Annotated in this window: 22 protein-coding genes; 15 read left to right on the forward strand and 7 right to left on the reverse strand. The window is 61.7% G+C overall.

The genetic code is table 11. The features are described from left to right. Window positions 1–48: 48 nt before the first annotated feature. Together I5L79_RS20435 and I5L79_RS20440 are read left to right on the forward strand one after the other, a co-directional pair. On the forward strand, window positions 49–1,650 hold the full coding sequence (locus tag I5L79_RS20435; RefSeq protein ID WP_196956933.1) for a SulP family inorganic anion transporter: 1,602 nt from the start codon (window positions 49–51) through the stop codon (window positions 1,648–1,650). A gap of 54 nt (window positions 1,651–1,704) precedes the next feature. Next, on the forward strand, window positions 1,705–2,469 hold the full coding sequence (locus I5L79_RS20440; protein ID WP_196956934.1) for a carbonic anhydrase: 765 nt from the start codon (window positions 1,705–1,707) through the stop codon (window positions 2,467–2,469). 116 nt (window positions 2,470–2,585) lie between these two features. Here the strand turns inward: I5L79_RS20440 and I5L79_RS20445 are convergent, their stop codons facing one another. From I5L79_RS20445 to I5L79_RS20455, 3 genes are read right to left on the reverse strand one after another with little or no spacing between them, the layout of a single operon-like run. Then, the gene (locus I5L79_RS20445) at window positions 2,586–3,554 is read right to left on the reverse strand and encodes a hypothetical protein (protein ID WP_196956935.1); all 969 of its coding nucleotides are present in this window, start codon (window positions 3,552–3,554) and stop codon (window positions 2,586–2,588) included. 31 nt (window positions 3,555–3,585) lie between these two features. Beyond that, the gene (locus tag I5L79_RS20450; protein WP_196956936.1) at window positions 3,586–5,169 is read right to left on the reverse strand and encodes a porin family protein; all 1,584 of its coding nucleotides are present in this window, start codon (window positions 5,167–5,169) and stop codon (window positions 3,586–3,588) included. Next, the gene (locus I5L79_RS20455; protein WP_196956937.1) at window positions 5,162–5,716 is read right to left on the reverse strand and encodes an RNA polymerase sigma factor; all 555 of its coding nucleotides are present in this window, start codon (window positions 5,714–5,716) and stop codon (window positions 5,162–5,164) included. Before I5L79_RS20455 ends, I5L79_RS20450 begins: the two co-directional genes overlap by 8 nt. 202 nt (window positions 5,717–5,918) lie before the next feature. Between I5L79_RS20455 and I5L79_RS20460 the strand changes: the two genes are divergently transcribed. Genes I5L79_RS20460 through I5L79_RS20485 form a run of 6 tightly spaced genes read left to right on the forward strand, consistent with a single transcriptional unit; the run spans window position 5,919 to window position 8,983 of the window. Next, a complete protein-coding gene (locus I5L79_RS20460; RefSeq protein ID WP_196956938.1) occupies window positions 5,919–6,710 on the forward strand; it encodes a PhzF family phenazine biosynthesis protein in 792 nt (263 codons plus the stop codon). A 9-nt stretch (window positions 6,711–6,719) separates the two neighbouring features. Then, window positions 6,720–7,112: a DoxX-like family protein gene (locus tag I5L79_RS20465; protein WP_196956939.1), complete on the forward strand. Its 393-nt coding sequence runs from the start codon at window positions 6,720–6,722 to the stop codon at window positions 7,110–7,112. Between the two features lies 1 nt (window position 7,113). Then, complete coding sequence (locus I5L79_RS20470) at window positions 7,114–7,854, forward strand: DUF2071 domain-containing protein (protein ID WP_196956940.1); 741 nt, start codon at window positions 7,114–7,116, stop codon at window positions 7,852–7,854. After that, the gene (locus tag I5L79_RS20475) at window positions 7,851–8,192 is read left to right on the forward strand and encodes a hypothetical protein (RefSeq protein ID WP_196956941.1); all 342 of its coding nucleotides are present in this window, start codon (window positions 7,851–7,853) and stop codon (window positions 8,190–8,192) included. The genes I5L79_RS20470 and I5L79_RS20475 overlap by 4 nt, the downstream gene beginning before the upstream one ends. After that, window positions 8,155–8,604: a class I SAM-dependent methyltransferase gene (locus tag I5L79_RS20480; RefSeq protein ID WP_196956942.1), complete on the forward strand. Its 450-nt coding sequence runs from the start codon at window positions 8,155–8,157 to the stop codon at window positions 8,602–8,604. Before I5L79_RS20475 ends, I5L79_RS20480 begins: the two co-directional genes overlap by 38 nt. After that, window positions 8,588–8,983, forward strand: a complete 396-nt coding sequence (locus tag I5L79_RS20485) for a hypothetical protein (protein ID WP_196956943.1) — start codon at window positions 8,588–8,590, stop codon at window positions 8,981–8,983. Before I5L79_RS20480 ends, I5L79_RS20485 begins: the two co-directional genes overlap by 17 nt. A 28-nt stretch (window positions 8,984–9,011) precedes the next feature. Here the strand turns inward: I5L79_RS20485 and ruvC are convergent, their stop codons facing one another. Beyond that, window positions 9,012–9,650, reverse strand: a complete 639-nt coding sequence (gene ruvC, locus I5L79_RS20490) for a crossover junction endodeoxyribonuclease RuvC (protein ID WP_196956944.1) — start codon at window positions 9,648–9,650, stop codon at window positions 9,012–9,014. A gap of 133 nt (window positions 9,651–9,783) precedes the next feature. Between ruvC and I5L79_RS20495 the strand changes: the two genes are divergently transcribed. Together I5L79_RS20495 and I5L79_RS20500 are read left to right on the forward strand one after the other, a co-directional pair. Further along, on the forward strand, window positions 9,784–10,815 hold the full coding sequence (locus I5L79_RS20495; RefSeq protein WP_196956945.1) for a lysylphosphatidylglycerol synthase transmembrane domain-containing protein: 1,032 nt from the start codon (window positions 9,784–9,786) through the stop codon (window positions 10,813–10,815). After that, complete coding sequence (locus I5L79_RS20500; protein ID WP_196956946.1) at window positions 10,812–11,984, forward strand: glycosyltransferase; 1,173 nt, start codon at window positions 10,812–10,814, stop codon at window positions 11,982–11,984. Before I5L79_RS20495 ends, I5L79_RS20500 begins: the two co-directional genes overlap by 4 nt. A gap of 476 nt (window positions 11,985–12,460) precedes the next feature. Here the strand turns inward: I5L79_RS20500 and I5L79_RS20505 are convergent, their stop codons facing one another. After that, window positions 12,461–13,978: a tail fiber domain-containing protein gene (locus I5L79_RS20505; RefSeq protein ID WP_196956947.1), complete on the reverse strand. Its 1,518-nt coding sequence runs from the start codon at window positions 13,976–13,978 to the stop codon at window positions 12,461–12,463. 199 nt (window positions 13,979–14,177) lie between these two features. Here I5L79_RS20505 and I5L79_RS20510 point away from each other — a divergent pair, with 199 nt between their 5' ends. The 3 genes from I5L79_RS20510 to I5L79_RS20520 all read left to right on the forward strand — a co-directional run bounded on the left by I5L79_RS20510 (window position 14,178) and on the right by I5L79_RS20520 (window position 17,048). Continuing rightward, window positions 14,178–14,435, forward strand: coding sequence for a hypothetical protein (locus I5L79_RS20510; RefSeq protein ID WP_196956948.1), 258 nt, complete (start codon window positions 14,178–14,180; stop codon window positions 14,433–14,435). After that, on the forward strand, window positions 14,432–15,619 hold the full coding sequence (locus I5L79_RS20515; protein WP_196956949.1) for an ABC transporter permease: 1,188 nt from the start codon (window positions 14,432–14,434) through the stop codon (window positions 15,617–15,619). The genes I5L79_RS20510 and I5L79_RS20515 overlap by 4 nt, the downstream gene beginning before the upstream one ends. A gap of 187 nt (window positions 15,620–15,806) precedes the next feature. Continuing rightward, window positions 15,807–17,048 (forward strand): PP2C family protein-serine/threonine phosphatase, encoded by a 1,242-nt coding sequence (locus I5L79_RS20520; protein WP_196956950.1) that lies wholly within the window; start codon window positions 15,807–15,809, stop codon window positions 17,046–17,048. Window positions 17,049–17,369: 321 nt separating this feature from the next. On the opposite strand, the gene I5L79_RS20525 is transcribed toward I5L79_RS20520, so the two are convergent. Together I5L79_RS20525 and I5L79_RS20530 are read right to left on the reverse strand one after the other, a co-directional pair. Continuing rightward, complete coding sequence (locus I5L79_RS20525; RefSeq protein WP_196956951.1) at window positions 17,370–18,830, reverse strand: O-antigen ligase family protein; 1,461 nt, start codon at window positions 18,828–18,830, stop codon at window positions 17,370–17,372. After that, on the reverse strand, window positions 18,830–19,903 hold the full coding sequence (locus tag I5L79_RS20530) for a GumC domain-containing protein (RefSeq protein ID WP_196956952.1): 1,074 nt from the start codon (window positions 19,901–19,903) through the stop codon (window positions 18,830–18,832). The genes I5L79_RS20525 and I5L79_RS20530 overlap by 1 nt, the downstream gene beginning before the upstream one ends. 125 nt (window positions 19,904–20,028) lie before the next feature. Here I5L79_RS20530 and I5L79_RS20535 point away from each other — a divergent pair, with 125 nt between their 5' ends. Beyond that, the gene (locus tag I5L79_RS20535) at window positions 20,029–21,489 is read left to right on the forward strand and encodes an oligosaccharide flippase family protein (RefSeq protein WP_196956953.1); all 1,461 of its coding nucleotides are present in this window, start codon (window positions 20,029–20,031) and stop codon (window positions 21,487–21,489) included. 141 nt (window positions 21,490–21,630) lie between these two features. Then, window positions 21,631–22,767: a glycosyltransferase family 4 protein gene (locus tag I5L79_RS20540; protein ID WP_196956954.1), complete on the forward strand. Its 1,137-nt coding sequence runs from the start codon at window positions 21,631–21,633 to the stop codon at window positions 22,765–22,767. Window positions 22,768–23,028 lie beyond the last annotated feature (261 nt).

Consider the following 23,028-nt stretch of genomic DNA (forward strand, 5'->3'; position numbering starts at 1 on the left):
CCGAAGTTGGCTTGCTCCGAGTGGAGCGCTTTACCCTCCTTGTCCTGCATGGTTTCTCAATCTCCTGTTTCCGGCGCCTCCACCGTTGCGCCGGCGCCCCGTTCTCCTTTCAGCTCCCTAGCCAGCGACCTGCCCGCCGGGCTGGTTGTTTTTCTGGTTGCCCTGCCGCTGTGCTTGGGCATTGCCCTGGCTTCCAATGCGCCGCTGCTGTCGGGCATCATTGCCGGTATGGTAGGCGGGTTGATCGTCTCTATGCTTAGCGGCTCGCAGCTGAGCGTGAGCGGTCCAGCCGCGGGGCTTACGGCTATCATCGTTACGGCCATTCAAACGCTCGGCTCCTTTGAGGCGCTCCTGGCGGCCGTGGTTATAGCAGGAGCCGTGCAAGTGCTGCTGGGCGTGTTCCGGGCTGGCTTTGTGGCACTGTATTTCCCTTCCTCGGTTATCCGGGGTATGCTGGCAGCTATTGGACTTATCTTGATTCTCAAGCAGATACCTCACTTTCTGGGGGCAGATACCGACTACTTCGAGGACATGACCTTTCTGCAGTTCAACGGGCAGAATACCTTTTCAGCCATCCAAAGCGCCCTGAACGCCATCAGCCCAGGCTCGGCCCTGATTGGTCTTTTCTCGCTGGGACTGCTGCTGCTGTGGGATAATGTGCTGGTAAAGAAAGTGAAGACGCTACGTTTGGTGCCGGCGGCGCTGGTAGTTGTTATCCTCTCCATTCTGATCAACATGGTGCTTGATACGGCCGCTCCCACGCTGCGTATCCGCCCCGAGCACTTGGTGCAGCTGCCCAGAATTACTTCCCTGAATGACTTTCTGAACACGTTTACCGCACCCGACTGGTCGGCCTTCATGCGGCCAGCCACTTACACCGTGGGTCTGACGATTGCCATTGTGGCCTCGCTGGAAAGCCTGCTGAGTGTAGAAGCCGTGGATAAGTTGGATCCGCACAACCGCGTGACGCCGCCCAACCGTGAACTGCTGGCTCAGGGCTTGGGAAACATGGTGAGCGGGGTGCTGGGCGGCCTGCCGCTCACGGCCGTTATCGTGCGTAGCTCGGCCAACATCAACGCCGGCGCCCAGACGCGCCTATCGGCTTTTGTTCACGGGCTGCTGCTGTTGGTAAGTCTGCTGTTTCTGGGCCCGTTGCTCAACCGTATTCCGCTTTCGGCGCTGGCCGCGGTGCTGCTGGTAGTTGGTTTCCGCCTGACTCGCCCTATGCTCTACCGCAACCAGTTTCAGTTGGGCTGGCAGCAGTTTCTACCCTTTATTATCACGGTGCTGGCCATCCTGTTCACGGATCTGCTGAAAGGTGTGACGATAGGATTGGTTGTAGGTATTTTCTTTGTGCTGAAGGCCAACTACGAGCAGGCCTTTTTCCTGAGTGCCGCCACCACCCCGCACCAGCCCGATACCATCTACCTGAAGCTGGCTGAGCAGGTTTCTTTTCTCAATAAAGCCAGCATAGTGAAAGTGCTGACTGAGTTGCCCGACAACGCGCACGTGGTCATCGACGGCTCCAACTCCGCCTCCATCGACTACGATGTGCTGGAGGTAATTGAAAACTTCCGCCTGGCGGCCCCCGACCGGGGTATCCGTTTGGAACTCGTAGACGTACCTCAGGTAGCCGTGCTGGGTCACTAGTCAGCCGGCGTCCTGCCACCCGCTTTTTCTTCCTACCGTTTCCCTTTTCCCTGTATGCAAGGCATCGAATCCATCCTGGACAACAACCGCAAGTGGGTGAAAACCATGCGCACCTCCGATCCGGACTTTTTCAACCGGCTGGCCGATGGCCAGAAGCCCCGTTACCTGTTCATCGGGTGCTCCGATTCCCGCGTGCCCGGTAGCGCCATCACCGGCACCGGCCCGGGCGAAATGTTCACCCACCGCAACATTGCCAACATGGTGGTGAATACCGATTTTAACCTGCTTTCAGTGCTGCAATACGCGGTGGAAGTGCTAGGCGTACAGGATATTATGGTAGTAGGCCACTACGGCTGCGGTGGAGTGGCAGCAGCAGCCAGCAACAAGCAGTACGGCCTTATCGACAACTGGCTCACCAACATCCGCGACGTTATCCGGGTGCACGAAACCGAGCTGCTGCGCATCACCGACGAAGATGCCCGCCTGCGCCGCCTCGTGGAGCTGAATGTAGTAGAGCAGGTGCGCAACCTGGCCAAAACCAGCATCATCCAGAATGCCCGCAAGCGCGAAAACCCGCCTCGTCTGCACGGCCTCGTCTACGATATCAAGGAAGGCTTGCTGAAGGATCTGAAAGTTGAAGACGACCTGATTCAGGAGCTGGAGCACATCTACGGCACCAAAACCGCCGCCGAGCATGCCCAGGATGAGCACGAGCAGTACGCCGAGAAAGTGCTGGAAGAGCAGGTGGATATGCAGCTACCTGACGATGTAACCGCTGCTGCGAAATCAACCAACAGCAAGGCTAAAGCCGAGAAATAAATCCGTAGCGCCTTCAGATAAAAGCCCCTGGCAATTCCTTTCCGGCACACGGAAGGGAAATTGCCAGGGGCTTTTATTGGTAGAATAGCGGTTGTCGGCTGGACTATAAGGGGTTTTTATTTTATAATCTTCAAGGAGTCGACCAGCGCGTTTGGGGTTATTTCCAATAGCGCGGGCTCAACGTTGACGCGGCCATTAACCACGGTCTTCTGGCGGTTGTAGTACAGCTTCCCGTTCAGCGTGCGGATGATGACAATGCTGACTTCGCTTCCCAGCGGAATGCCCGGGCTCTTGATTTTGCCTGGGCCCGCGTATTCGCAGAACTTGAAAGCGGTGTTGTCGGAGTGAAACAGGATGTAGGCCATGGTATTCTTGGCCAGATCTACCTCTTCCCCCACGATGTTGGCAATGATGGTGTCTTTCGGGGCATCGGGCAGAAACCGGTCGAAATTGATCCAGTCGTAGCCGGCGTTGAGCACCGCCCCGCTTACCCGGCCCGAAGCGGTTTGCCCATCCGTGGTCAGCGCCGAGCTATCAACGGGCTGCCAGTGAAAGCAGTCGGTAGAGCCCATGCCGGGCGTAGTACCCACAAACAGCTGCATCCCATTCATAGAGGTAACGGAGGCGGGAATGGCCGCGCTGAACCTGACGGAGGCTTTGTCAGCCCACTTTACCTTTTCCTGCGGGGCCAGGTAAAATTCCCCGGCCGATTCCAGCGGCTGCCCGTTGCTGATGGTAGGCATAGCCGACAGAACCATATCCGCCTTGCTGAAAACCTCCCGCATTTCCAGGTGTACCGGGCCGGTAACCGGCTGCCCGTTCTCGGTCACAAAAGCATTGGGCGAAACCTGAATAACGGTGCCCTGGCTGCCGGTAAAGACGTTTTCCCGGGTAGGATCGTAAGTGAACTGCTGCACGGGCGGCCCCAGCTTACTGGGTATGTCCTGGATGGTAGCGGGCGTCGTGAGTACCGGGGGTGGGGGAGGACCGTCCTCGCAGATTAGCACGCTGGGAGTAAGCTCGCACCCGGCCAGAACGGCCAGCAGCAAAGCCGCTCCAAAAACTTGTTGGTAGGTCAGTTTCATATCAAAAAGAGAAGCCTAGACAAGGGAATAATTATTTTTTGCGCGGGTTCAGCTCCCAGCTCATGCCCACTTCCACGCCCAGGTTCCAGGGGCGGCGCGGCGCTTTCGATTGAGCGGGGTTGGTGATGGAGGTGAGGAAGTACTGGGCCTGGGGCCGCACGCTCAGCCACTGGCCCAGTGCGGTCTGGTAGTTGGCAAAGGCCCCCGCCGTGAGCAGCAGGCTGCTGGACCTATAAGGCGAGGACACGCCGGGCGCCCATTCCTGCTGTGTGCAGGCACAGGCACTGCCCTCCGTGGTGCGCGAGCCGGTGCGCAAAGCCACGGTGGCCCCGCCCATCGAGCCCACACTCCAGCGGTGGTTGCCGGCCAGCCGGTAGCGGGCCTGCACCGGAATAATGAAATAGCGGTGCACGTCGCGGAAGGAAACCCGCGTGGCCGTTTCCTGGGAAGTCTTGCGCAGCATGTAGTCGAGCGAAGTAGCGTACTCCGAGTAACCCACGCCCGCCGAAGCGGTCAGCAACCGGTTGAGGGCATACGTGACGCCTACGCGACCCGAGAAGCTGGTGCCGGGCCTTTCCAGCTTTTCTAGCTGGGTAGGCGAGCCGCCGAGCGTGCGGTAGGAAATGCCGGAACCACCCAGCAGTTCCACACCAAAGCCGCGCAGGATGATGTCTTTGCGGGAGCGTTTCACCCGGGGGCGGCGCTTTTTGTGTACTTCCGGCTCCTCCGGCGTCAGGTCGGGCGCCTGCATGTGACGGAGCGCAATGGGCTCGTAGCTGATTTTGACGGGCTTGGTTTTCCCGGTAGCTTCCCGGCGCTTGCCGGCCGCTGCGCTGTTGGCCGCGCCTGCCGCCCAGCCCAGTTGCCCGGAACGCCCGGCGCGCCGGCGCGCGGCTTTGTTGGAGCTGCCGGCAAGGCTGTGGCCCAGCGACGCTTCCCGCGTTGCAGCATCTAGAGTGCCTGAGTTCCGGGAAGGCCGGGAACCGGTGCGGCTGCGGCGGCCATTCACGGTAGCTGCCAGGGCCACCAGTCCCGCTTTTTTGCGGCGGGTAGAGGTAGATGCCACGCTACGCCGGGATGCGTCGGATTCTTCCCCCGTTTCTTCGCCAGGCACCGGTTTGCGCGTGCGGCCCGCAAGGGGCAGCAGGGTTGGCCGCACCTTGCGGGTAGGCACTGCTGCCAGGTTGCCGGCCACGCCAGATCCATCAGCGCTTTTCAAGCTAGCGGAGGCTAGCTCGTGGCTGGCTGTCTGACTGCCGGCTGTCTGGCCTGCCTCGGAACCCGCAGTAACTCCGGGCGCGCCGGCAGCCCGGGCACCTGCCAGATCCGACGTTTCATCAGCCTGCCGGGCATGTCCTACTTTCGCTACCGACACCGCTTCTGGCCCGGATGGCCCGGCCAGGCCCGTGCGCAGCATGGAGGAAGGCACTACTCCTTCGTAGATAACGAAGCTGCCGATCAGCAAAAGCAACAGGACCGGCCATCGGCGCCGGTTTTTGGGCTTGGGTAGCTGTTGCTGAATCCCGGACCAGACGGCCTCGGGCACAGGGCTGCCGAAATCGTGCAGCTTGTGGCGCAGATCGTTGTAGAATTGTTCCGATTCTTGTTCAGTCATTACCGTGAGTTGTAGAGGCTAACACGAACAGCCGCTCTTCGAGAAGACGACGTGCCCGCGACAGTTGTGATTTGCTGGTACCTTCCGAGATGCCCAGCAGCGTGCTAATCTCGGCGTGGCTGTAGCCCTCAATGGCGTACAGGTTGAGAACGGTACGGTAGCCCAGGGGCAGCTGGCCGATCATCTGTACGAGCTCCTCAGCCGACATCTGGTCGAAGGGAGTGCCATCGGGGTGAGCCAGGTCCAGGGCTTCTTCGGCTTCCACCTGCTGGCCCCGCTGCCGGTGCTGGTGGTAGGCGTTCAGGGCCGTGGTGACGGCAATACGCCGGGCCCAGGCCTCGAAGGGCCCCTGGCCGCGGTATTGCTCCAGGCGGGTAAATAGTTTGACGAACGTGAGCTGCAGCGCGTCTTCCGCCTCTTCGCGGGTAGGGCAGTAGCGCAGGCACACGCCCATCAGCTGGTAGCCCAGCCGCTCGTATAAGGCTCTTTGGGCTGCTGGCTGATTGCGGCGGCATCCTTCAAGTAGAGCGTCAATCGTATCAGCCATTGGCAGATAAATAAAAAAGTAGTAGATGTATTTACGCTAGCGTTCTGCCCCATGACCGGGGTGGCCGGGCGGCGGTTGCGTGAAGAAAAAATATATTTCAGAGCTGGGCGCTAGGCCGGCGCAGCTAGGAAAGAAATAGCGGGCGCCGTAGCTTCGGCTGCCGGCAGCCATCCTGCCCCATTGTAGCTCTTTCCCCGCGCCTATGCAACTCCCGCTCTACCAGGTCGACGCCTTTACCGATACCCTGTTTGCCGGCAACCCCGCCGCTGTGTGCCCGCTCGCGGAGTGGCTGCCCGCTGAAACCATGCAGGCCATAGCTGCCGAAAACAACCTGGCCGAAACGGCCTTTTTCGTGCCGCGCAGCGGGCCTGAGTTTGAAATCCGCTGGTTTACGCCCACGGTGGAGGTAGAGCTATGCGGCCACGCTACACTGGCTTCGGCCCACGTACTCTACCAGCACCGGGGTTTCGCGGGCCCGGAAATCGTGTTTCATAGCCAGAGCGGCCCGCTGCGGGTAAGCCGGGCCGAAGCCGGCCGTCTGACCCTGGACTTCCCGGCCCGGCCCCCGCAGCCCATCAGCCTGCACCCCGAGGGGCTGCTCGACGGCCTGCGGGCCACGCCCCTGCAGCTGCTGGCCGGCCCCGACTTGGTGTGCGTGTTTGGTAGCGAGGACGAGGTGCGGGCCCTGCGCCCCGATATGGCCCACCTTATCAAAGTAGAGTACCGCGCCGTTATTGCCACGGCCCCAGGCTCGGATGGGGTTGACTTTGTATCCCGGTTCTTTGGTCCCCGCGTAGGCGTGCCCGAAGACCCGGTGACGGGTTCGGCGCACACCACGCTGGTGCCGTACTGGGCTGCCCGCCTCGGCAAAACTCATCTGCACGCCCGCCAGGTTTCGGCCCGGGGCGGCGACCTGTGGTGCGAGCTGCGCGACGACCGGGTGCTGATGAGCGGCCACGCCGTCACGTATTTGCGCGGGGAGATTGAAGTGTAGTGGGAGCTAATGGGGCTACTAGAGCAGTTTCGGCACGGGCTTAGGTACGGTATAGTAGCGGTATGGCTAGTTAATGGGATGCTGTGTAAGGTGATGAACCTGGTGCCGCGCCACGAGGCTATTGTGAGCCGCATCCTAGGCGCTACGTATGCCGCGCCCATCACCAAGCTGATTGGCTTGGCCGAAATCGGTATGGCTATTTGGGTGCTAAGCAAGCGCTGGGTAAAGCTGAACACTGCTACCCAGATAGGGCTGGTGCTGACAATGAACGTACTGGAATACCACCTGGCGGCCGACTTGCTGCTCTGGCACGGCTGGAATCTGGTCTTTGCGGGCTTGTTTGCGTTGCTGCTGTATTATTACGGTTTTCGGTTATCGGCTGGGGCATATAAGCATAAGTAAAATGGCCTCTAAACTCACGCATCATCCTTTTGCCGTGGAGGCACTGCTGGCCCGAACGACGGTGCTCACGTATGCAGCACCCGCTGACGAGTTGAAGCGCCTGCTGCCAGAGTGCCTCACTCCCGATACGCTGGACGACACGTGGGGATTTGTGGCGGCCGCATTGGTGCAAACCCGTAACCTGCGGCCCAAAGGGCTGCCTGCGTGGTTGGGCCAAAGCTTTTTTCTGATTGGATACCGGGTATTTGTGCGCTATACTACCCCCGCCGGCAAGCGGCTACGCGGCCTCTACATTCTCAAATCCGAAACCGATAAGCGGCAAATGCAGTGGTTGGGGAATCTGCTCACGGCCTACCGCTACAGCACCATTGATATTGCGTATACGGCCACGGAAACGTCGCTTGAGTTTGCTTCGCGGCGAGCCGAATTAGCCATTCAGGTCAGCCTGCTGCCGGAAGAGGTAGGGCTACCAGATGCATCACCGTTCGGGAGCTGGCAACAAGCCCAGCGGTTTGCCGGCCCTTTACCGTTTACCTTTTCTTATGTGCCCGCAACTCAAGAGGTCATTATCGTGGAAGGAGTGCGGGAGGCGTGGCACCCCAGACCCGTGCAGGTGGAGCAGGCGCACGTAGGTTTTCTGGCCCATCTCTCCTTAAGTGAGTTGCATTTAGCCAGCGCGTTTACGATGGAGAACATTCCTTACAGCTGGAAAAAAGGCCGGTCTGAACAATGGCGCGCATGAGAAAGCCGGCCGAGGGCGTCTGGAACATCGTTCGGTTCAATTGGCATTTCTACGCCCTTGCGGCTGGGACCGTGTCACTGCTGCTGGTAGCGGCCGGCTTACATTCAGGCGTGCGGCCCTATGCGTTGGCGCTTGTAGCGCTGATTAGCGTACCTGTGGTGGTTTCGCTGCTGGTTTCCTACTACGTTTACGACTACTCCGGTTTGTATTCATTTAACTGGCTGACAATAGAGGAGGCTTCTATACCAGCGACGATTGTAAACATTCACGCTGGGTTTGATGAAACCAGCCAGCTGCTGCATGAGAAGTACCCCCCGGGCAACCCTGCGGGTTTTTGACTTCTACAACCCGACAGTGCATACCGAAGTATCCATCCGGCGGGCACGGGCAGCCTGCGCGCCGTTTCCGGGAACCGAGCCTGTCCAACCGCACGCGCTGCCCCTGACAAAGGCTTCCGCCGACGGGGTATTCGTTTTGTTATCTGCCCATGAGATACGGCAACCAGCCCAACGTGAAATCTTTCTCGCGGAACTCCGGCGCGTCCTCCAGCCTCAGGGCAAGCTGGTAATAGTGGAGCACCTGCGCGACCCAGCTAATTTTATGGCCTATACCATCGGCTTTCTGCATTTTTACTCCCGTGCTACCTGGCTGAGAGCGTTCCGGCAGGCTGGATTCAGGCTACTGCAGGAAAAGAAAATAACGCCGTTCGTTTCGGCTTTCACCTTGCAGCCCGATGGAACTGCAGCTTAAACTCATCGGGGCCTTGCTGCTACTGCTGGCCGGGCTGCACGCCGGCTTTCCCCGCTACTTTAATTGGGCGGGGGAACTGAAGCCGTTGAGCTTAATCAACCGGCAGATGATGTACGTGCATACGCTCTTCATTGCCCTGGTGGTCCTGCTCATGGGGCTTTTATGCCTAGGCTACGCTTCGGACCTGCTGCATACCCGTTTAGGGCACGGCGTGGCGCTGGGTCTGAGTGTTTTCTGGCTGGTGCGCCTGGTCGTGCAGTTCTTCGGCTATTCCGCAGAGCTATGGCGAGGCAAGCGGTTTGAAACCACTATTCATGTGGTGTTTTCGTTGCTATGGCTGTACCTGACTGGTTTTTTCTTTCTGATTTATTGGCAGTAGCACTTAGCAACACTGGCCTACGCCTCCTCTACGCCGCTGGCTTTTTGCGGGCGGCGGCCAGCTTCTTGCCGGCTACTGGGGCGGCCAGCTTGTCGGGGTTGTCGGCCAGGAACTTGCCCCAGCTTTTGCCGCCGGCCTTCACGTTGTTGCCTTTCTGGTAGTGGTGGCAGAGGGCCACGCCCAGGGCATCGGTGGCATCCAGAAACTTGGACGCTTCCTCAATGGGGGGCAGCCGCAGCGTCTGGCGCAGCATGTGCGCCACCTGTTCTTTGGTAGCATTGCCAGAGCCCGTTACGGCCTGCTTGACCTTAGTGGGCGCATACTCCACGTACGGAATCTGGCGCGACAGGCAAGCGGCAATAGCCACGCCCTGGGCCCGCCCCAGTTTGAGCATGCTCTGCACATTCACCCCAAAAAACGGCGCTTCAATAGCCAGCTCATCGGGCAGAAACTCGTCAATCAGCTCCAGCATCCGCTCAAAAATCCGCTTGAGCTTGAGGGCGTGGTTGCTGCCTATTTTCTTCATGTCAATGACGTCGTAGCACAGCACGGTCACCTGCTGGCCCCGCACCTCAATCACGGCGTAGCCCATAATCTGGGTGCCGGGGTCTACGCCCATGATGACTTTGGGCAGCAGCTCAGAGGAAGAGGCAAGGGGCAGAATCATAGAAGAAAGCTGTTAGCGGCGGGCTACCGGCGGTTGGCTGGATCAAACAAGAAAACCGGCAGGCGGAGGGTCTGGTAGCCAACAGCCAGAAGCTAACGGCTAACTTGCCGAAGTTACGCAACAACCCGCCGTTTTGCCCCAGCCCAAGCCCCAAAACTACGCACGAAAGCCCGAAGAACCCGCAAGCCGCCGGCGCTTCTGGGTGATTCTGGGCAAGCTGCTCATCACCGGGCTCACGCTGGCGTTGCTGTATCACTCGGTAGTGGCCGATGCTGCCACGGCCGCTGCTTGGCGCCAGCTGCTACACACGGCCCTGGCCGGCGCCGGGCGTGGCCCCGTGCTGCTGGCTTTGGCGCTGGTACCCGTCAACTGGGGCCTGGAAGCCTGGAAGTGGTGGCGGCTGGCCCGGCACCTGGAGCCGGTATCGTTTCGGCGGGCCTTCCGAGCAGTACTGGTGGGCCTCACCCTGGGTTTTGTAACCCCCAACCGCGTGGGCGACTACGCCGGCCGCATCATCGAGCTCAAAAGCCGCCGCCTCGACGCCCTGGGGGCGGTGTTTCTGGGGCGCTACTGCCAGCTGGTGGCCACGGTGGTAGCCGGCTCCCTGGGCCTTATGTACTTCTTGTTTCGATTTTACCTGCCCGGGTACGCTGCCACCAAGCTGGGCGTGTTGGTGGCCGTACTGCTGCTGAACGCGGCCGTGCTGGTGCCGCTTTACCGCAGCCGCCTGCTGCTAAGCCTGTTCACGGCAGTGCGGCCGCTACGACGCTTCCGGCGCTATCTGGCCGTAATGCCTACATATCCGGCCCGACTGCTTTCGGCGGTGCTGGCCGGGGCGGGCCTGCGCTACGCCGTGTTCTGCCTGCAATTCGGGCTGCTACTCTATGCTTACGGGGCCCGGCCGGCCGTAGGGCCGGCCCTAGCGGCCATTGCGGGCACGTTGCTGCTCAAGTCGCTGGTGCCCTCACTTAATGCTCTGGCCGATGTAGGAGTGCGGGAGCTGTCGGCCACGCACCTGTTTGGGCTGCTGGGCGAGCCGGTGCTGCCCGTGCTCAGCGCCAGCCTCAGCTTGTGGGTCATCAACATTGCCTTGCCCAGTGCCGCCGGGCTGCTGTTCGTGCTGCGGCTGCGGGTGTTTCGGAAGCGTCAACCCACTGCCCCATGATGAGCCTGTTCACGCTGCTGGGCGCAGGCCTGGCCACTGCTTACCTGGAGCAGATGGTCCGCTTCCGCCGGGCCTGGCAGCGCCTGCCGGTGGTATACGCAACTGCCGTTGAGCCAAGCCCTGCATCTGGGCTAGCTTCTGCTGCCAGCCCGGCGTTTTCCATCCTCATTGCGGCCCGCAACGAAGTGGCCACGCTGCCCGATCTACTGGCCGATCTGGCCCGGCAGCAGTCAGTACTCGGTGGGTTTGAAGTGCTGATTGTGGACGACCACTCCACCGATACTACCGCGGCGCTGGTAGCCCAGGCTGCTGCGGCCGCGCCGTTCCCACTCCGCCTGCTGCGCCTGTCCGACAACCCCACGCAGCCTACCGGCAAAAAAGCCGCCATTGCCGCCGCCATTGCCGCCGCCCGTGCCCCCTGGCTGCTGCTCACCGACGCCGACTGCCGCGTGCCCGCCGGCTGGGTGCGCGCCTACGCCGCCGTAGCACAGGCCGAGCCCGCCGTGCAGTTTATCAGCGGTCCGGTGCTGCTTACGAGCCGGGGCTGGCTGGCTACGCTGCAAGGCCTAGAGCTGGCCGGATTGGTAGGCGTGGGGGCCGCTTCCATCGGGCTGAATGCGCCCACCATGTGCAACGGTGCCAACCTGGCCTACCGCCGCGACGCCTTCGAGGCCGTGCGGGGCTTCGCTGGCAACGAAGCCATTGCCAGCGGCGACGACGAATTTTTGCTGCATAAGCTCCACCAGCAGTTCCCCGAAGGTATCCGCTTTCTGAAAACGCCCGAGGCTATCGTCCGGACGGCCGCCCAGCCTACGCTGCGGCAACTTTTGGCCCAACGGGTGCGCTGGGCCAGCAAATGGCAGCATTACCAGACGGCCGCGCCCCGGCAACTGGCCGTGCTGGTGCTCCTGGCTAACCTGCTGTTCCCATTGGGGGCGCTGCTGTGGTGGTTTCGCCCCCAGGATGGCCTCTGGATTATGGGCGCCTGGCTGCTGAAGCTGCTCGGTGACGGGCTGCTACTGGGGCCGGTGCTGCGGTTTCTGGGGCGGCCGCGCTGGCTGGCTTGGGTTCCGGTGTTGCAGCTGGCCTATGGGCCGTATGCCTTGCTAGTGGGTTTGCTGGGGCTGCGCGGGGGCTACGAGTGGAAAGGCCGCCAGGTGAAGAACTAGGGACTAAAGATATAGAGGCCGCCGAATAGAAAACACCGGGCTTTCTTGCAACTCTGCAGAGCCGGAGCGTACTTCATGGACGTACCACCGAAGGCTATACGATGAGTAAGAACTGGTTGGAAGTCGTCATGCCAGCCAGTCTGGCAATGGTGGCCTGCGCCATCGGCCTGTGCGTGCTGACGCTGGGTGGCCTGCTGCAGAAGGAGCCGGCTGTGGTAAATCAACCGGTATGTGGTCGGGTACTTAGTGAAATCCACCGCGCAACTCCCGGAAACCAATACCATCGAACTACTGCACTGTTGAAACCGATGAGCTATAAGTCGCGGCCTGTGTGCTGAGTAGATGAGGTGCCTGAGTGGGTTAAATTAAAAAAGCCCCGACTCTTATCAGGGCTTTTTTATGCTTAGGAAAGATACACTCCACGGGGACACTGCGACAAAAGGTTGGGGCACGAAAAAGCGTACGCCTACACCTGTTTATCTGTGGGCCTGGCCATTATTGGTTTCCAGTGCCCGCAAGCGCTGCTCAAAGCTGGCTACCTGGACCTGGTCTTGTCGGTGTTGGTCTTCTAAGGCCTGGTTGCGCGCGGCCAGCTCTTTAATCGCCTCAATGAGCACAGGGGTGAGCTGGGCGTAGTTGACGGCTTTATAGCCCTCGGCATCGGTGCTTACCAGTTCGGGGTAAATTTTCTCTACCTCCTGGGCCAGCAGGCCCACCTGTTTGGCGCCGGCCGTGCCGCCGTGGCGTACGCCCAACGCGTTCCACTCGTAGCGTACTCCTCGCAGGGCCAGCACCGAGGCCAGGGCGCTGCCAATCGGATGCACGTTGGTCTTGAAACGCTGGTCGGAAGTTTGGTTGAGCGTGGTGCATTGCAGGCCTCCATTTACCTTGAAGAGGTATGTGGGCTGAGTGGCCGCGCCGCCGTAGTTTACGGTGAGGGTACCGCTTTGGCTGATGAGGCGCGTGGTGAAGTCCACATCGTTGCCCTCAGCGAAGTCGACGTAGGGCGTGGTGCTACTGCCCGTACCACTGCCGCGCAGCTCAAGGTTGGGCGGGCTGCCTGCCAGCCCGTTCAACAAGGCCCCGGCCCCGCCGTTGGCCCCGATGCCGCCGGTACCCACTGTCACGTGCAGACCCGCCGCCGCGGTGGTATTGATGCCCACCCAGCCCGCGCTGGTGATGGTCAGGCCCGTGCTGCCGCCGTTGCCCACTAGGTAGTAAGGGCCCAGATTGAAGTTGCCGCCGGCCGCCGTAACCGTAGGCGTCTGCCAGGTGCCATAGCCCTGGGCGTTGGAGGTGAGTACCTTGCCCGCACCTTGGGTGCCATCGACGATGCGAATAGCCGAGCCGGTGTTGTTGTAGCCCGGGTTCTGGCAGATGCCCACCCAGCGCAGGGGCGTGGTGGTGCTACCCGCCGAGAAAAAGCCGGCCCAGCCACCGCCGCGGTAGGCCGTGGCCCAGATGCCGAAGTCGTTGGCCGTGGAGGTGCCGTCGGGTAGCTTACCATAGCCCGAGAGTATCACGCGGGAGTAGCGGGCCGTGAAGTTGCTGCGCGTGATGAGCGCGGCGCTCTGCGTGCCCACGTTGGCGTTCAGCTCCACCTGGGCGGTGGAATCGCCTAGGGAGTTGGTGGCGGTACCTAGCAGGCGCTGTGCGTTCAGGTTGAGAGTCTGGGTAGCCGAGTGGTTGCCCAAGTTGTCGCCGGTGCTACTGCCGGCGCTCAGGGAAGTCCAGCCGGCCGTGGCTTCGTAGTACCAGAAGCCGGTAGTACCGTCGGTCTGGTACACCAGTAGGCCCGCGGGCACGGGCGCGGCAATGGCGGTGCGCTGGGCCTGGGTTAGGCGCGGTACCAGCACGCCCTTGTCGGTGGCCGATACGTCGAGGGCGGCTTTGGCATCGGGCGTGCCGGCTGTGCCAATGCGTACCCCACCCGTTTGGGCCAGCGTAGAAAAGGAAATGCCCAGCAAGAGCAGCGTCGGGAAGAAGTGTCTCATGGTCAGTTATTCAGCGAAATCACAAAGTATTATCCGAAATGTACAGCTATTGCTCAGCTTTTGCGTGCAATACTATCCAACAACCGGTGGTGGGAGGTAAAGGCTGTATTTTAGGCTGTCAGAAGTGCCCCTGTCTTGTAACCGGGCTTGCCGCTTGCGCCCGGTGCCCTATCTTTGTTTTCGCCCATTTCTGACCGCCGTGACCGACGCTGAATTCGATATCCTCGACGAGCTGTACTTCCTGACTTCCTTTCAGGACCTGACCCAGAAAACCGGCCTGCCCGCCGCCGAGCTGGACCAAGGCCTGCGTAGCCTCCTGGAGCAGGGTCTCGTGCGCTTCTACTGGCCCGATGCCGATACCGAGCTGGCCTACGAGCCCTCCTCGTACGGGGCCATCAGCCGCGACGCGTTCTACCTGGCCTCGAAGGAAGGCCTGCTTCAGCACAACACCCGGTGAGCCCAGTTGCTACCCAGGGGGCGCCAACGGCCGCGCCGGTACGCTCGCCCGGCTACTACGTGCGCCGCCGCCTGCTCCAGAACCGTCCGGCTATGGCGGGGCTGGCCTTCATCCTGGTGTGCGCGCTGGTGGCGGTGCTGGGCTACTGGGTGCTGCCCGACAACTCGCCCTCGGCCAACAACAGCTTGGTGCAGCTGCAAAAGGAGGCGCCTGGCTTTCGGGCTACCATCCTGCGCCTGCCCCTGTCTGCCGACTCGGCCCGCGCTGCCGCCGATAACCCGCTCCTGACGTGGTGGCAGGGGCGCGCCCCGCGCTTCCGGGAGGTGCCCATCGACGGCTACGCGTTCCGCGGCGACTCCCTGCAAACCACGCCCTACCAGAATCACTCCGCCCTCGCCGACCAGGCCCAAAGCTACTCCCTGGCCGAGGTGGCCGGCCAGGCGGGCTCCACCGCCGAGCTGCGCCGCATCGTGGAGCAGGAGCGCATCAGCCAGCGTACCTACTGGCTGGGCACCGACAAAGCCGGCCGCGACGAGCTAAGCCGCCTGCTGCTGGGTACGCGCGTGAGCCTGGGCATCGGGCTGGTGGCGGTGCTCATTTCCCTGGCGCTGGGTATGCTCATCGGGGCCGTGGCGGGCTACGTGGGCGGCTGGGTCGATTCGCTGCTGCTGGGGCTGATGACGGTGGTGTGGAGCATTCCAGGCATCATGCTCGTCATTGCCATTTCCCTGGCCCTCGACAGCAAGGGCGTCTGGACTTCGTTTGTGGCCGTGGGCCTGACCATGTGGGTGGACGTGGCCCGGGTGGTGCGCGGGCAGATGCTGAGCTTGCGCGAAAAGACGTTTGTGGAGGCCGGGCGCGTGCTGGGGCTGCCGCAGAGCCGCCTGATTGCCCACCACCTACTGCCCAACATGACGGGGCCGCTCATCGTCATTGCCACCAGCAACTTCGCGGCGGCCATTCTGCTGGAAGCCGGCCTCAGCTTTCTGGGGTTGGGCGTGCAGCCGCCCGCGCCTTCTTGGGGGCTGATGGTGAACGAAGGATTTCAACTGCTGGGCACCACGGCGGGGCTGTGGCTCACGCTGCTGCCGGGCCTGGCCATCAGCCTGCTGGTACTGAGCTTCAACCTGCTGGGCAATGGCCTGCGCGACGCCTACGACCCCAAAACCCCGTTGACTTCCTGAGTTGCTGGTTTCCTGAGTTTCTGGTTGCTGGTTATTAGCAGCCGTCACGCAGAACATTTTGCGTGACGCGCAGAGAGGAAGCATGACGGGGAATTGGTATGGCCCAACCAGCAACCAGAAACTAGCAACTCTAAACCAGAAACTAGAAACTGCTGAGTACCTTGCCGCCGCACTGTCTGTTTTGCATATGCCCGCCACCGAACGCCTTATTTCACTTGAGAAACGCTTCTTTCTAAAGGAACGGGAGTTGAACGCGCTGCTGGAAATCACCCAGGCCATCAACCTCGATTCTCCGGAAAACTCGCTGTACAAGATTTTCCAGTTCACGCTGCTGGGTCAGCTCAACATCCGCCGGCTGGTGCTCTACGTGCGCGAAGAGGAGCAGTGGCAGTGCGTACTTTCCTTCGGCGCGGGGCAGCCCGATTTCCGGGGCATACCCCTGCCCGAGGTGGCCCGCCAGAACTGCACGCACGCGGCCTGCCCGGTGCATACCCTGGAAATGGGACCGGAGTGGGAACTGCTCGAAACCATCATCCCAGTGGTGCAGAACGGACAGGTGCTGGCCTACATCTTCATCGGGAGTGTGCACGAAGACTACGGGCAGGGCGAGGCTACCAAGTTTCTGGAAACGCTTAGCAACATTCTGCTCGGCGCCATCCAGAACCGGCGCCTGGCCCGCCAGCGCGTGGCCGATGCCGCCATCCGCAAGGAAATAGAAATTGCCCAGGAGGTGCAGAGCATGCTGTTTCCGCAGAAGCTGCCCAACGACGCTCATGTAGCCGTGCATGCCAGCTATGTGCCCCATACCGCTGTGGGCGGCGACTACTACGATGTGGTAAGCCTTGATGCGGAGCGGTTCCTGTTCTGCGTGGCCGACGTATCGGGCAAGGGTGTGGCAGCTTCGCTCCTGATGTCGAACTTTCAGGCGGGCCTGCGCACCCTGGTGCGGCAGAAAGTGGACCTAGCGACCATCGTGCACGAGCTCAACCACCTGATCTTCCGCAACTCCGGCGGCGACAAGTTCATCACCGTGTTCTTTGGCGTGTACGACCGGAGCACCCGCCGCCTGCAGTACGTAAATGCCGGCCACAACGACCCCATTCTGGTGCCCGACTACGGCCCCATCAAGCTGCTCAAGGAAGGCACCATCATGCTGGGCGTGATGGACGACCTGCCCATGATGAGCGTGGGCGAAGTGACCGTGCCCCCGCAAACCCTGCTGCTCAACTACACCGACGGCCTCACCGAAGTCTTCAACGAAGCCCAGGAAGAGTTTGGAGAACCCGGCGTGGTGGCCGCCCTGCGCCGGGGCCGCTACCTGCCACTTACGCGCCTGCACAGTGAGCTGCTGGCCGAAATCAAGGCCTTCAACGCCAAAGGAAGCCACTTCTCCGACGACATCACCATCCTGAGCTGCCGGTTCAAGTAGTGGCGGTGGGTTGGTGTCAGTGAGTAAGGTATCGGCTGAGAACCGATGCAGCCAAAGGCTGTCTTCTTCTTTCTGTGAGGCAGCGGCTTGCGGCCCTTATTACCTTTTGTGGAAATTCACAACTGGCTTTTATTGTCGCGCTGAGGTCTGGACAAGGCTTGGTTTCATCCAATTCCTGCCTATCGTCATAATATCGCTACCTGCCTTAAAGCCTAGAGGCAGTCTAGAAGCAGCCTGGAAGCAGGGTAGAGGCACTATCTCGCTATAGTGCAACCTCACCGGAAGGCGTGGGCCCCTGGGCTACCAGCAGCTCAAGTCAGGCTAGGCCTCTTGGGGCACTTCGGTGGGAATGGTCACGTCCAGCCGAACCAGCGCGGCCAGGGCCACGAAAAAGAAGGACCCGATTTTATCGACTTCGACCAGCTCGTTGAGCAGCAGATGAAACACGATAATGAAAAACGATAGTCCGGCGGCCAGCACCAGTTGGCGGTGCTCGGGCCGGGCACTGCGGTGGTAAAGGCGCTCCACCATCAGCAGGGCCGTGCCCACCACCAGCAGAAACAGCCCGCAGCCCGGCACGCCCTGCTCGGCCAGCAGCAGCAGGAAGTAGTTGTGCGTGGTGGAGTGCTCGGGGTTGTTGCTCACGTAGGTGCGAAACCCCTTGACGGTGTAGCGTTTATACTCGGGGTAGAAGGTGCTGGGGCCGCTGCCCAGCCAGGGCTTTTCGTGCGCCATGCGCGCCGCCGCCACCCAGCGGTACAGCCGCTCCATGCCCGACACGTCCTTGAGCTCATAGGTGGCCTCCAAGTGCTTTTCGAAGTTGTGGCCGTTGAAGACCGTCTGCTCGAAATCCGGGGCGTAGCGCATGAAGTTGCTCTGGTAGGCAAAGTAGCTTGCCGCGGCCACCGCGACCACGACCACGGTTGCCAGCATCAGCCGCGTCTGGCGCCAGCGCAGCACCAGGTAAAACCCCGCCGCCGCCGGCAACGACAGAAATGAGGCGCGGGTGTAGGAAGTAAGCAAGCCGAACAGCAGCACCACTACGGCCACCCGCCAGGCCCGGCGGGCGCGCCAGTGCGTTACCGCCCGTGCCCCGTACAGCGCATACGGCAGCAGCAGCGCCAGCACCGTGGCGTAGATGACGTGGTTGCGATAGAAGGGCTGGAGCGCCGGGTGAATGGCATCGAACCCGAAGCGCATGCCCGCATGCCGCACGACCGTGTACACTACCGTAATGCAGGCACTCAGGGCGTAAACGCCGCTCAGGCGCCACAGGTGGGCCGGCTTGCGCAAAAGCAGCAGCGTGCCCAGCACGAATGGCACCAGGTACCACAGCTTGGCCAGCAGAAACTTGACGGACTTCACCGTGTCCACCGATGTGAGCGTACTCGTACCGGCCCAGAGCAGTTGTAGCAGCAGCAGCAACAGCAGCGGGTGCTGCAACTCCCGCGCCGAAAGGTTCTGCTGCCGAAACAGCAAAGCCAGCGGCACGCAGGCCAGCAGCACCAGCATCAAGGGCTCCGAGGGCACATCCATGGCCAGCCCACCGGGCAGGTGGAACTCGTGCGAAAAGCCCAGCGTGAACAGAAACAGGTAGAACACCAGCCGCCAGTCGAGCAGCACAATGGCGGCGGCCAGCAACCCCAGGCCCGGCAGCAGGCCCCGCACGTCGCCGCGCAGCAGCCACCAAGCGCCACCGCCCACCAGCAGTAGCACAAACGTGCCGAAGATCAGGAACTCCGGTGGGGGCGTCCGGCGCAGAAGCGGCAGCCGGGGCAGCATCAGGCAGCCTGCGCCAGCGGCCGGGGCGCGCGGTACCACTCCAGCACCCCAATCAGCACCACCGACAGCCCCAGCGTAACGGCTACGCTGCCCAATACAATCAGCCAGCGGATGGGCCGGGCTTTGCGGGTGGCGGGCAGAGCCGGCTGCACAATGTAGAGGGAAGAAATCCGGCTTTTCAGGGCTATGTCGGCCGATTCGTATTCGCCGCGGGCCGTGGCCATGCGGTTGGCCAGGTCCTTCATGCGGGTTTCCATCATCTGCACCGAGTCCAGGCCCTGGGCGTAGCTTTCTAGGTTGAAGCGGTTGCCGGTTTTAGCCTCGGTAAGGCCCCGTAGCGCCCGGCGCAGGCCGGCTACGGTAGCAGCGGAGGCGCCGCTGCCCTCTGCTTGGCGCAGGGCGGCTTCCACCCGGATAACTTCCCGGGCTAGGTAGCGCGACTCCTCCTCCAGCCCGTAGATGCCGTAGTGGCGCCGGGCTTTCAGAATTTCCTGCTGGGTGGTCTGAAACGACTTGTTCAGGTAGGTGTAGCGGGTGCGCTGCAAATCCAGCACCTTGCGGCGGTTTTCTACGGTGAGCTGCTGGTTGATGGAGTCGATAAGGCCAACCATGGTGTTGGCCAGCCGGGCCGCCAGCTGCTTGTCGGTATCCAGGAAAGTCAGCTCAATGGCGTCCCGCTCGTTGTGCACCAGGGAGAGGTTGGACATGAACTCGTAGAGCACGTAGTTGTCGGCCTCGTCGTTGCCGGGCTTCCCGGCCTTGTAGTGCTTGTAGAGGTCGAAGCGCCGGATGAGCTCCTCTGCCACCGGCTGCGACTGGCCAATGGTAAGGACGCGGTCAATGTCTTCGGCGCGGGCCCCGGGGTCGAGGCGGCCACCTTCGGCTAGGGTGCGGTCGGGGTCAATGGCTTCGGGGTTGCTGGGAATAAACACCGCCGTGGAGGCATACTCGTTGGGCAGCAGCAACGATACCACGGCACTTACCGCCAACGCCAGCAGACCAGCACCCAGCAGCCAGGATTTCCAACGATACAGCAGCGGCCACAGGCCAAACAGGGAATACCGAGACAGCATAACAACACGAAAGCAGTGACGCACGGAAACAACCCGCCCGCTTCAGCCAAAACCGAACAAATATAGGGGAAAATCCCCCGCGCAAACGGGGCACAGGGCGCCGGGGCGCGGCTACTTTCGTAGCTTTGCCGGCTTTCCTGTACTTCATCCCGGGCCGTATCAAACGCTTTTTCGGAAATATCAGCCTCGTGGTGCTCCTCAACCTGCTGGTGAAGCCGGGCTGGGTAGTAGTGGAAAACTTGGTGCAGGACCGCCTGGGCCACGTAGCCTACGGCACGTTCACGGCCCTGTTCACGCTGGCTACCATTGTGGCGGCGGTGTCGGACCTGGGCACCACCCAGCTGACCACCAAGCGCGTAGCTGCCAACCCGGAGTTTCTGGGCGAGTACTTCCCCACGCTGCTGCCCTTGAAGGCCGGGCTGAAGGTGCTGTTTCTGGGCGGCACCGTGGCCTGGGGCTCGGTGCTGGGCTACCGGGGTGCCACGCTCACCCTGCTCACCCTCACGGCCGTAGGGCTGCTGCTCACTCAGTACACCCAGTTTCTGCGGGGCGTGCTGCAGGCCCACCAGCGGTTTGCAACGGATGCCGTGCTGTCGGTGGTGGAGAAGGTGCTGCTGCTGGGGCTGGTGCTGGCCTTGCTGCCCTTCGGCATTACCCTGTCCGGCTACGTGGGCGTGCGGGCTTTGGCGGCGGGTTTCACGTTCGTGGTGCTGTTTGCCCTCATTGCCCGGCTCCACGGGCGGGTGCGCCTGCGCCCGCGCTGGGACCACGCCCGCACGGTGCTGCAGGCCAGTCTGCCGCTGGCCTTCATCACGCTGGTATATGGCCTCAATGAGCGCATCGACATGCTGATGCTGGAGCGCCTGCACTCGGCCCGCGAAGCCAGCTACTACGCCGCGGCTTACCGCTGGGTCGATACCGTGATGATGTTTCTGTGGACGGTGCTGCCGCTGTTTTTTGCCCGGTTTGCCCGGGCTACCGGCCAGCGCGAAGAGCAGCGGGAGCTGCTCTGGTTTGGGCAGCGGGTAGTAACGGTGCCGCTGCTGCTGGTGTGCGCGTTCGTGCTGTTTCGGGGTGAGGTGCTGTTCTGGCAGTTCACCCACAGCACTGCTGCCGAGGTCAGCCGCATGACGCTGTGCCTGAAAATCCTGTTCGTGAATGTGCTGGTGCACGCGTTTTTCGCCATCTACAGCACCCTGCTCACCAGCACCAACCATGAGCGGCCGGTGAGCTGGCTGGTGGCCGGCAGCATCGTCCTGAACGTAACGCTGAATCTGCTGCTGCTGCCCCGACTGGGCGCGGTGGCGGGCGCCATCAACACGCTCGTGTGTGCCGTGTTTGTGTCCGGGGGCTACCTGTGGCTGGTGGCCCGGCGGGCGGGTGTGGCGGTGCCGTGGGCTTGGCTGGGGCGGCTGGCTTTGACCTTCGGGCTGCTGTGCGCGGCCTGGTACGGCCTGCAAAGCGGCCTGCAGCTGCACTGGCTTCTGGAGTCGGTGCTGGCGGGCGGCATCTTTGTGGCGTTGCTGCCGCTCACGGGCCTGGTGCAGGTGGCCGAGGTGAGGAAGCTGGTGACAGGTAACAGGTGACAGGTGACAGGTGATTCGATGAAGGATTTTTTACGTCAGTTTCCTGTACCATTTTCGTTTACGTCGATATGGTCCCGCGTAAGCGCAACAGGCCGCTACCTTTGTCACCTGTCACCTGTCACCTGTCACCTGTCACCGATTTTGCACATTGCCGTCAACACCCGTTTTCTGCTGCCCGGCGACAAGCTGGAAGGCATCGGGCGTTTCACTTACGAAACGCTCCGGCGGCTGGTGCAGCAGCATCCCGAGCACACGTTCCACTTCCTCTTCGACCGGCCTTACGACGAGCGGTACGTGTTTGGGCCCAACGTGGTGCCGCACGTGCTGTACCCGCCGGCCCGCCACCCGCTACTCTGGCTTGCCTGGTTTGAGGGCGCGGTGGCTTCCTGGCTGCTGCGCCACCGCCCGGCCGTGCTGCTCAGCCCCGACGGCTACACCACGCTGGCTACCCGGGTGCCCCGCGTCACCGTTATCCATGACCTGGCCTTCGAGCATTTTCCGCAGGATGTGGATGGCCTCACGCGCCGCTACTACCAGTACTTCACCCCGCGCTTTGCCCGGGCCTCGGCGCGGGTAGTGGCCGTGTCGGAAGCCACGCGCCAGGATATTATGGCTACCTATGGCCTGGCCGGGGAGCAGATTAAGGTGGTGCCCAACGCCGCCGATGCGCATTTTCGGCCCCAGTCGGCGGAGGTGCAGCTGGCTACCCGGGAGCGGTACAGCGCCGGCAAGCCGTATTTTCTGTTTGTGGGGGCGTTGCAGCCGCGCAAAAACCTGCTCAACCTACTGCGCGCCTTCGACGCCTTCAAGCAGCAAACCGGCGCTAACAGTAAGCTGCTGGTGGTGGGCCGCACGGCCTGGCAGGCCGGGCCCATCTTCGAGGTATACCGGCAGCTGCAGCACCGCCACGATGTGCACCTGACCGGCCGCGTAACCGACGAAGAACTCACCCAGCTGTACGCGGCGGCGCAGGCTACGGTGTACGTGCCATATTTTGAGGGTTTTGGCATTCCCGTAATTGAGGCCCAGGCCTGCGGCTGCCCTGTCATCACCTCCAACTGCAGCTCCCTGCCCGAAGTAGCCGGCGGCGCGGCCCGGCTGGTAGACCCCTTTTCGGTGGAATCCATTGCCGAAGCCCTCAGCGAGTTGCACCAGAGCGAAGCCCGCCGCACCGAGCTAACCGACCTGGGCTACCAGAATGCCGGCCGCTACTCCTGGGACCACAGCGCCCACCTGCTCTGGCAAACCATAGAAGAGGCGGTGAGCCAAGAAGAATGAGGAATTATCATTGCGAGCAGCGCGAAGCAATCCGTCCTAGGCAACGTGACCAACTCTATTTATCCCGAAAAGCCTTTATTAGCGCAGCCGTGGGCTTTCTGGTAGAAAAACGTGCCTGACTCTGAAAAGGACGGATTGCTTCGCGCTGCTCGCAATGACAATTCCTCATTCCTAATCACTAACTACTAGGAAGTGTTAACAGTCGCGCAACCAGAGTATAGTTGCGGCAATATGAACGAAGGCCAGAAAATGCGCATCCAA

Source organism: Hymenobacter guriensis (genome assembly GCF_015773195.1).
GTDB classification, from domain to species: Bacteria; Bacteroidota; Bacteroidia; order Cytophagales; family Hymenobacteraceae; genus Hymenobacter; species Hymenobacter guriensis.

Coding starts and splice junctions, on each gene's coding strand:
- I5L79_RS20435 (WP_196956933.1), top strand. CDS start 49: ATGGTTTCTCAATCTCCTGTTTCCGGCGCCTCCACCGTTGCGCCGGCG.
- I5L79_RS20440 (WP_196956934.1), top strand. CDS start 1,705: ATGCAAGGCATCGAATCCATCCTGGACAACAACCGCAAGTGGGTGAAA.
- I5L79_RS20445 (WP_196956935.1), bottom strand. CDS start 3,554: ATGAAACTGACCTACCAACAAGTTTTTGGAGCGGCTTTGCTGCTGGCC.
- I5L79_RS20450 (WP_196956936.1), bottom strand. CDS start 5,169: ATGACTGAACAAGAATCGGAACAATTCTACAACGATCTGCGCCACAAG.
- I5L79_RS20455 (WP_196956937.1), bottom strand. CDS start 5,716: ATGGCTGATACGATTGACGCTCTACTTGAAGGATGCCGCCGCAATCAG.
- I5L79_RS20460 (WP_196956938.1), top strand. CDS start 5,919: ATGCAACTCCCGCTCTACCAGGTCGACGCCTTTACCGATACCCTGTTT.
- I5L79_RS20465 (WP_196956939.1), top strand. CDS start 6,720: ATGGGGCTACTAGAGCAGTTTCGGCACGGGCTTAGGTACGGTATAGTA.
- I5L79_RS20470 (WP_196956940.1), top strand. CDS start 7,114: ATGGCCTCTAAACTCACGCATCATCCTTTTGCCGTGGAGGCACTGCTG.
- I5L79_RS20475 (WP_196956941.1), top strand. CDS start 7,851: ATGAGAAAGCCGGCCGAGGGCGTCTGGAACATCGTTCGGTTCAATTGG.
- I5L79_RS20480 (WP_196956942.1), top strand. CDS start 8,155: ATGAGAAGTACCCCCCGGGCAACCCTGCGGGTTTTTGACTTCTACAAC.
- I5L79_RS20485 (WP_196956943.1), top strand. CDS start 8,588: ATGGAACTGCAGCTTAAACTCATCGGGGCCTTGCTGCTACTGCTGGCC.
- ruvC (WP_196956944.1), bottom strand. CDS start 9,650: ATGATTCTGCCCCTTGCCTCTTCCTCTGAGCTGCTGCCCAAAGTCATC.
- I5L79_RS20500 (WP_196956946.1), top strand. CDS start 10,812: ATGATGAGCCTGTTCACGCTGCTGGGCGCAGGCCTGGCCACTGCTTAC.
- I5L79_RS20505 (WP_196956947.1), bottom strand. CDS start 13,978: ATGAGACACTTCTTCCCGACGCTGCTCTTGCTGGGCATTTCCTTTTCT.
- I5L79_RS20520 (WP_196956950.1), top strand. CDS start 15,807: ATGCCCGCCACCGAACGCCTTATTTCACTTGAGAAACGCTTCTTTCTA.
- I5L79_RS20525 (WP_196956951.1), bottom strand. CDS start 18,830: ATGCTGCCCCGGCTGCCGCTTCTGCGCCGGACGCCCCCACCGGAGTTC.
- I5L79_RS20530 (WP_196956952.1), bottom strand. CDS start 19,903: ATGCTGTCTCGGTATTCCCTGTTTGGCCTGTGGCCGCTGCTGTATCGT.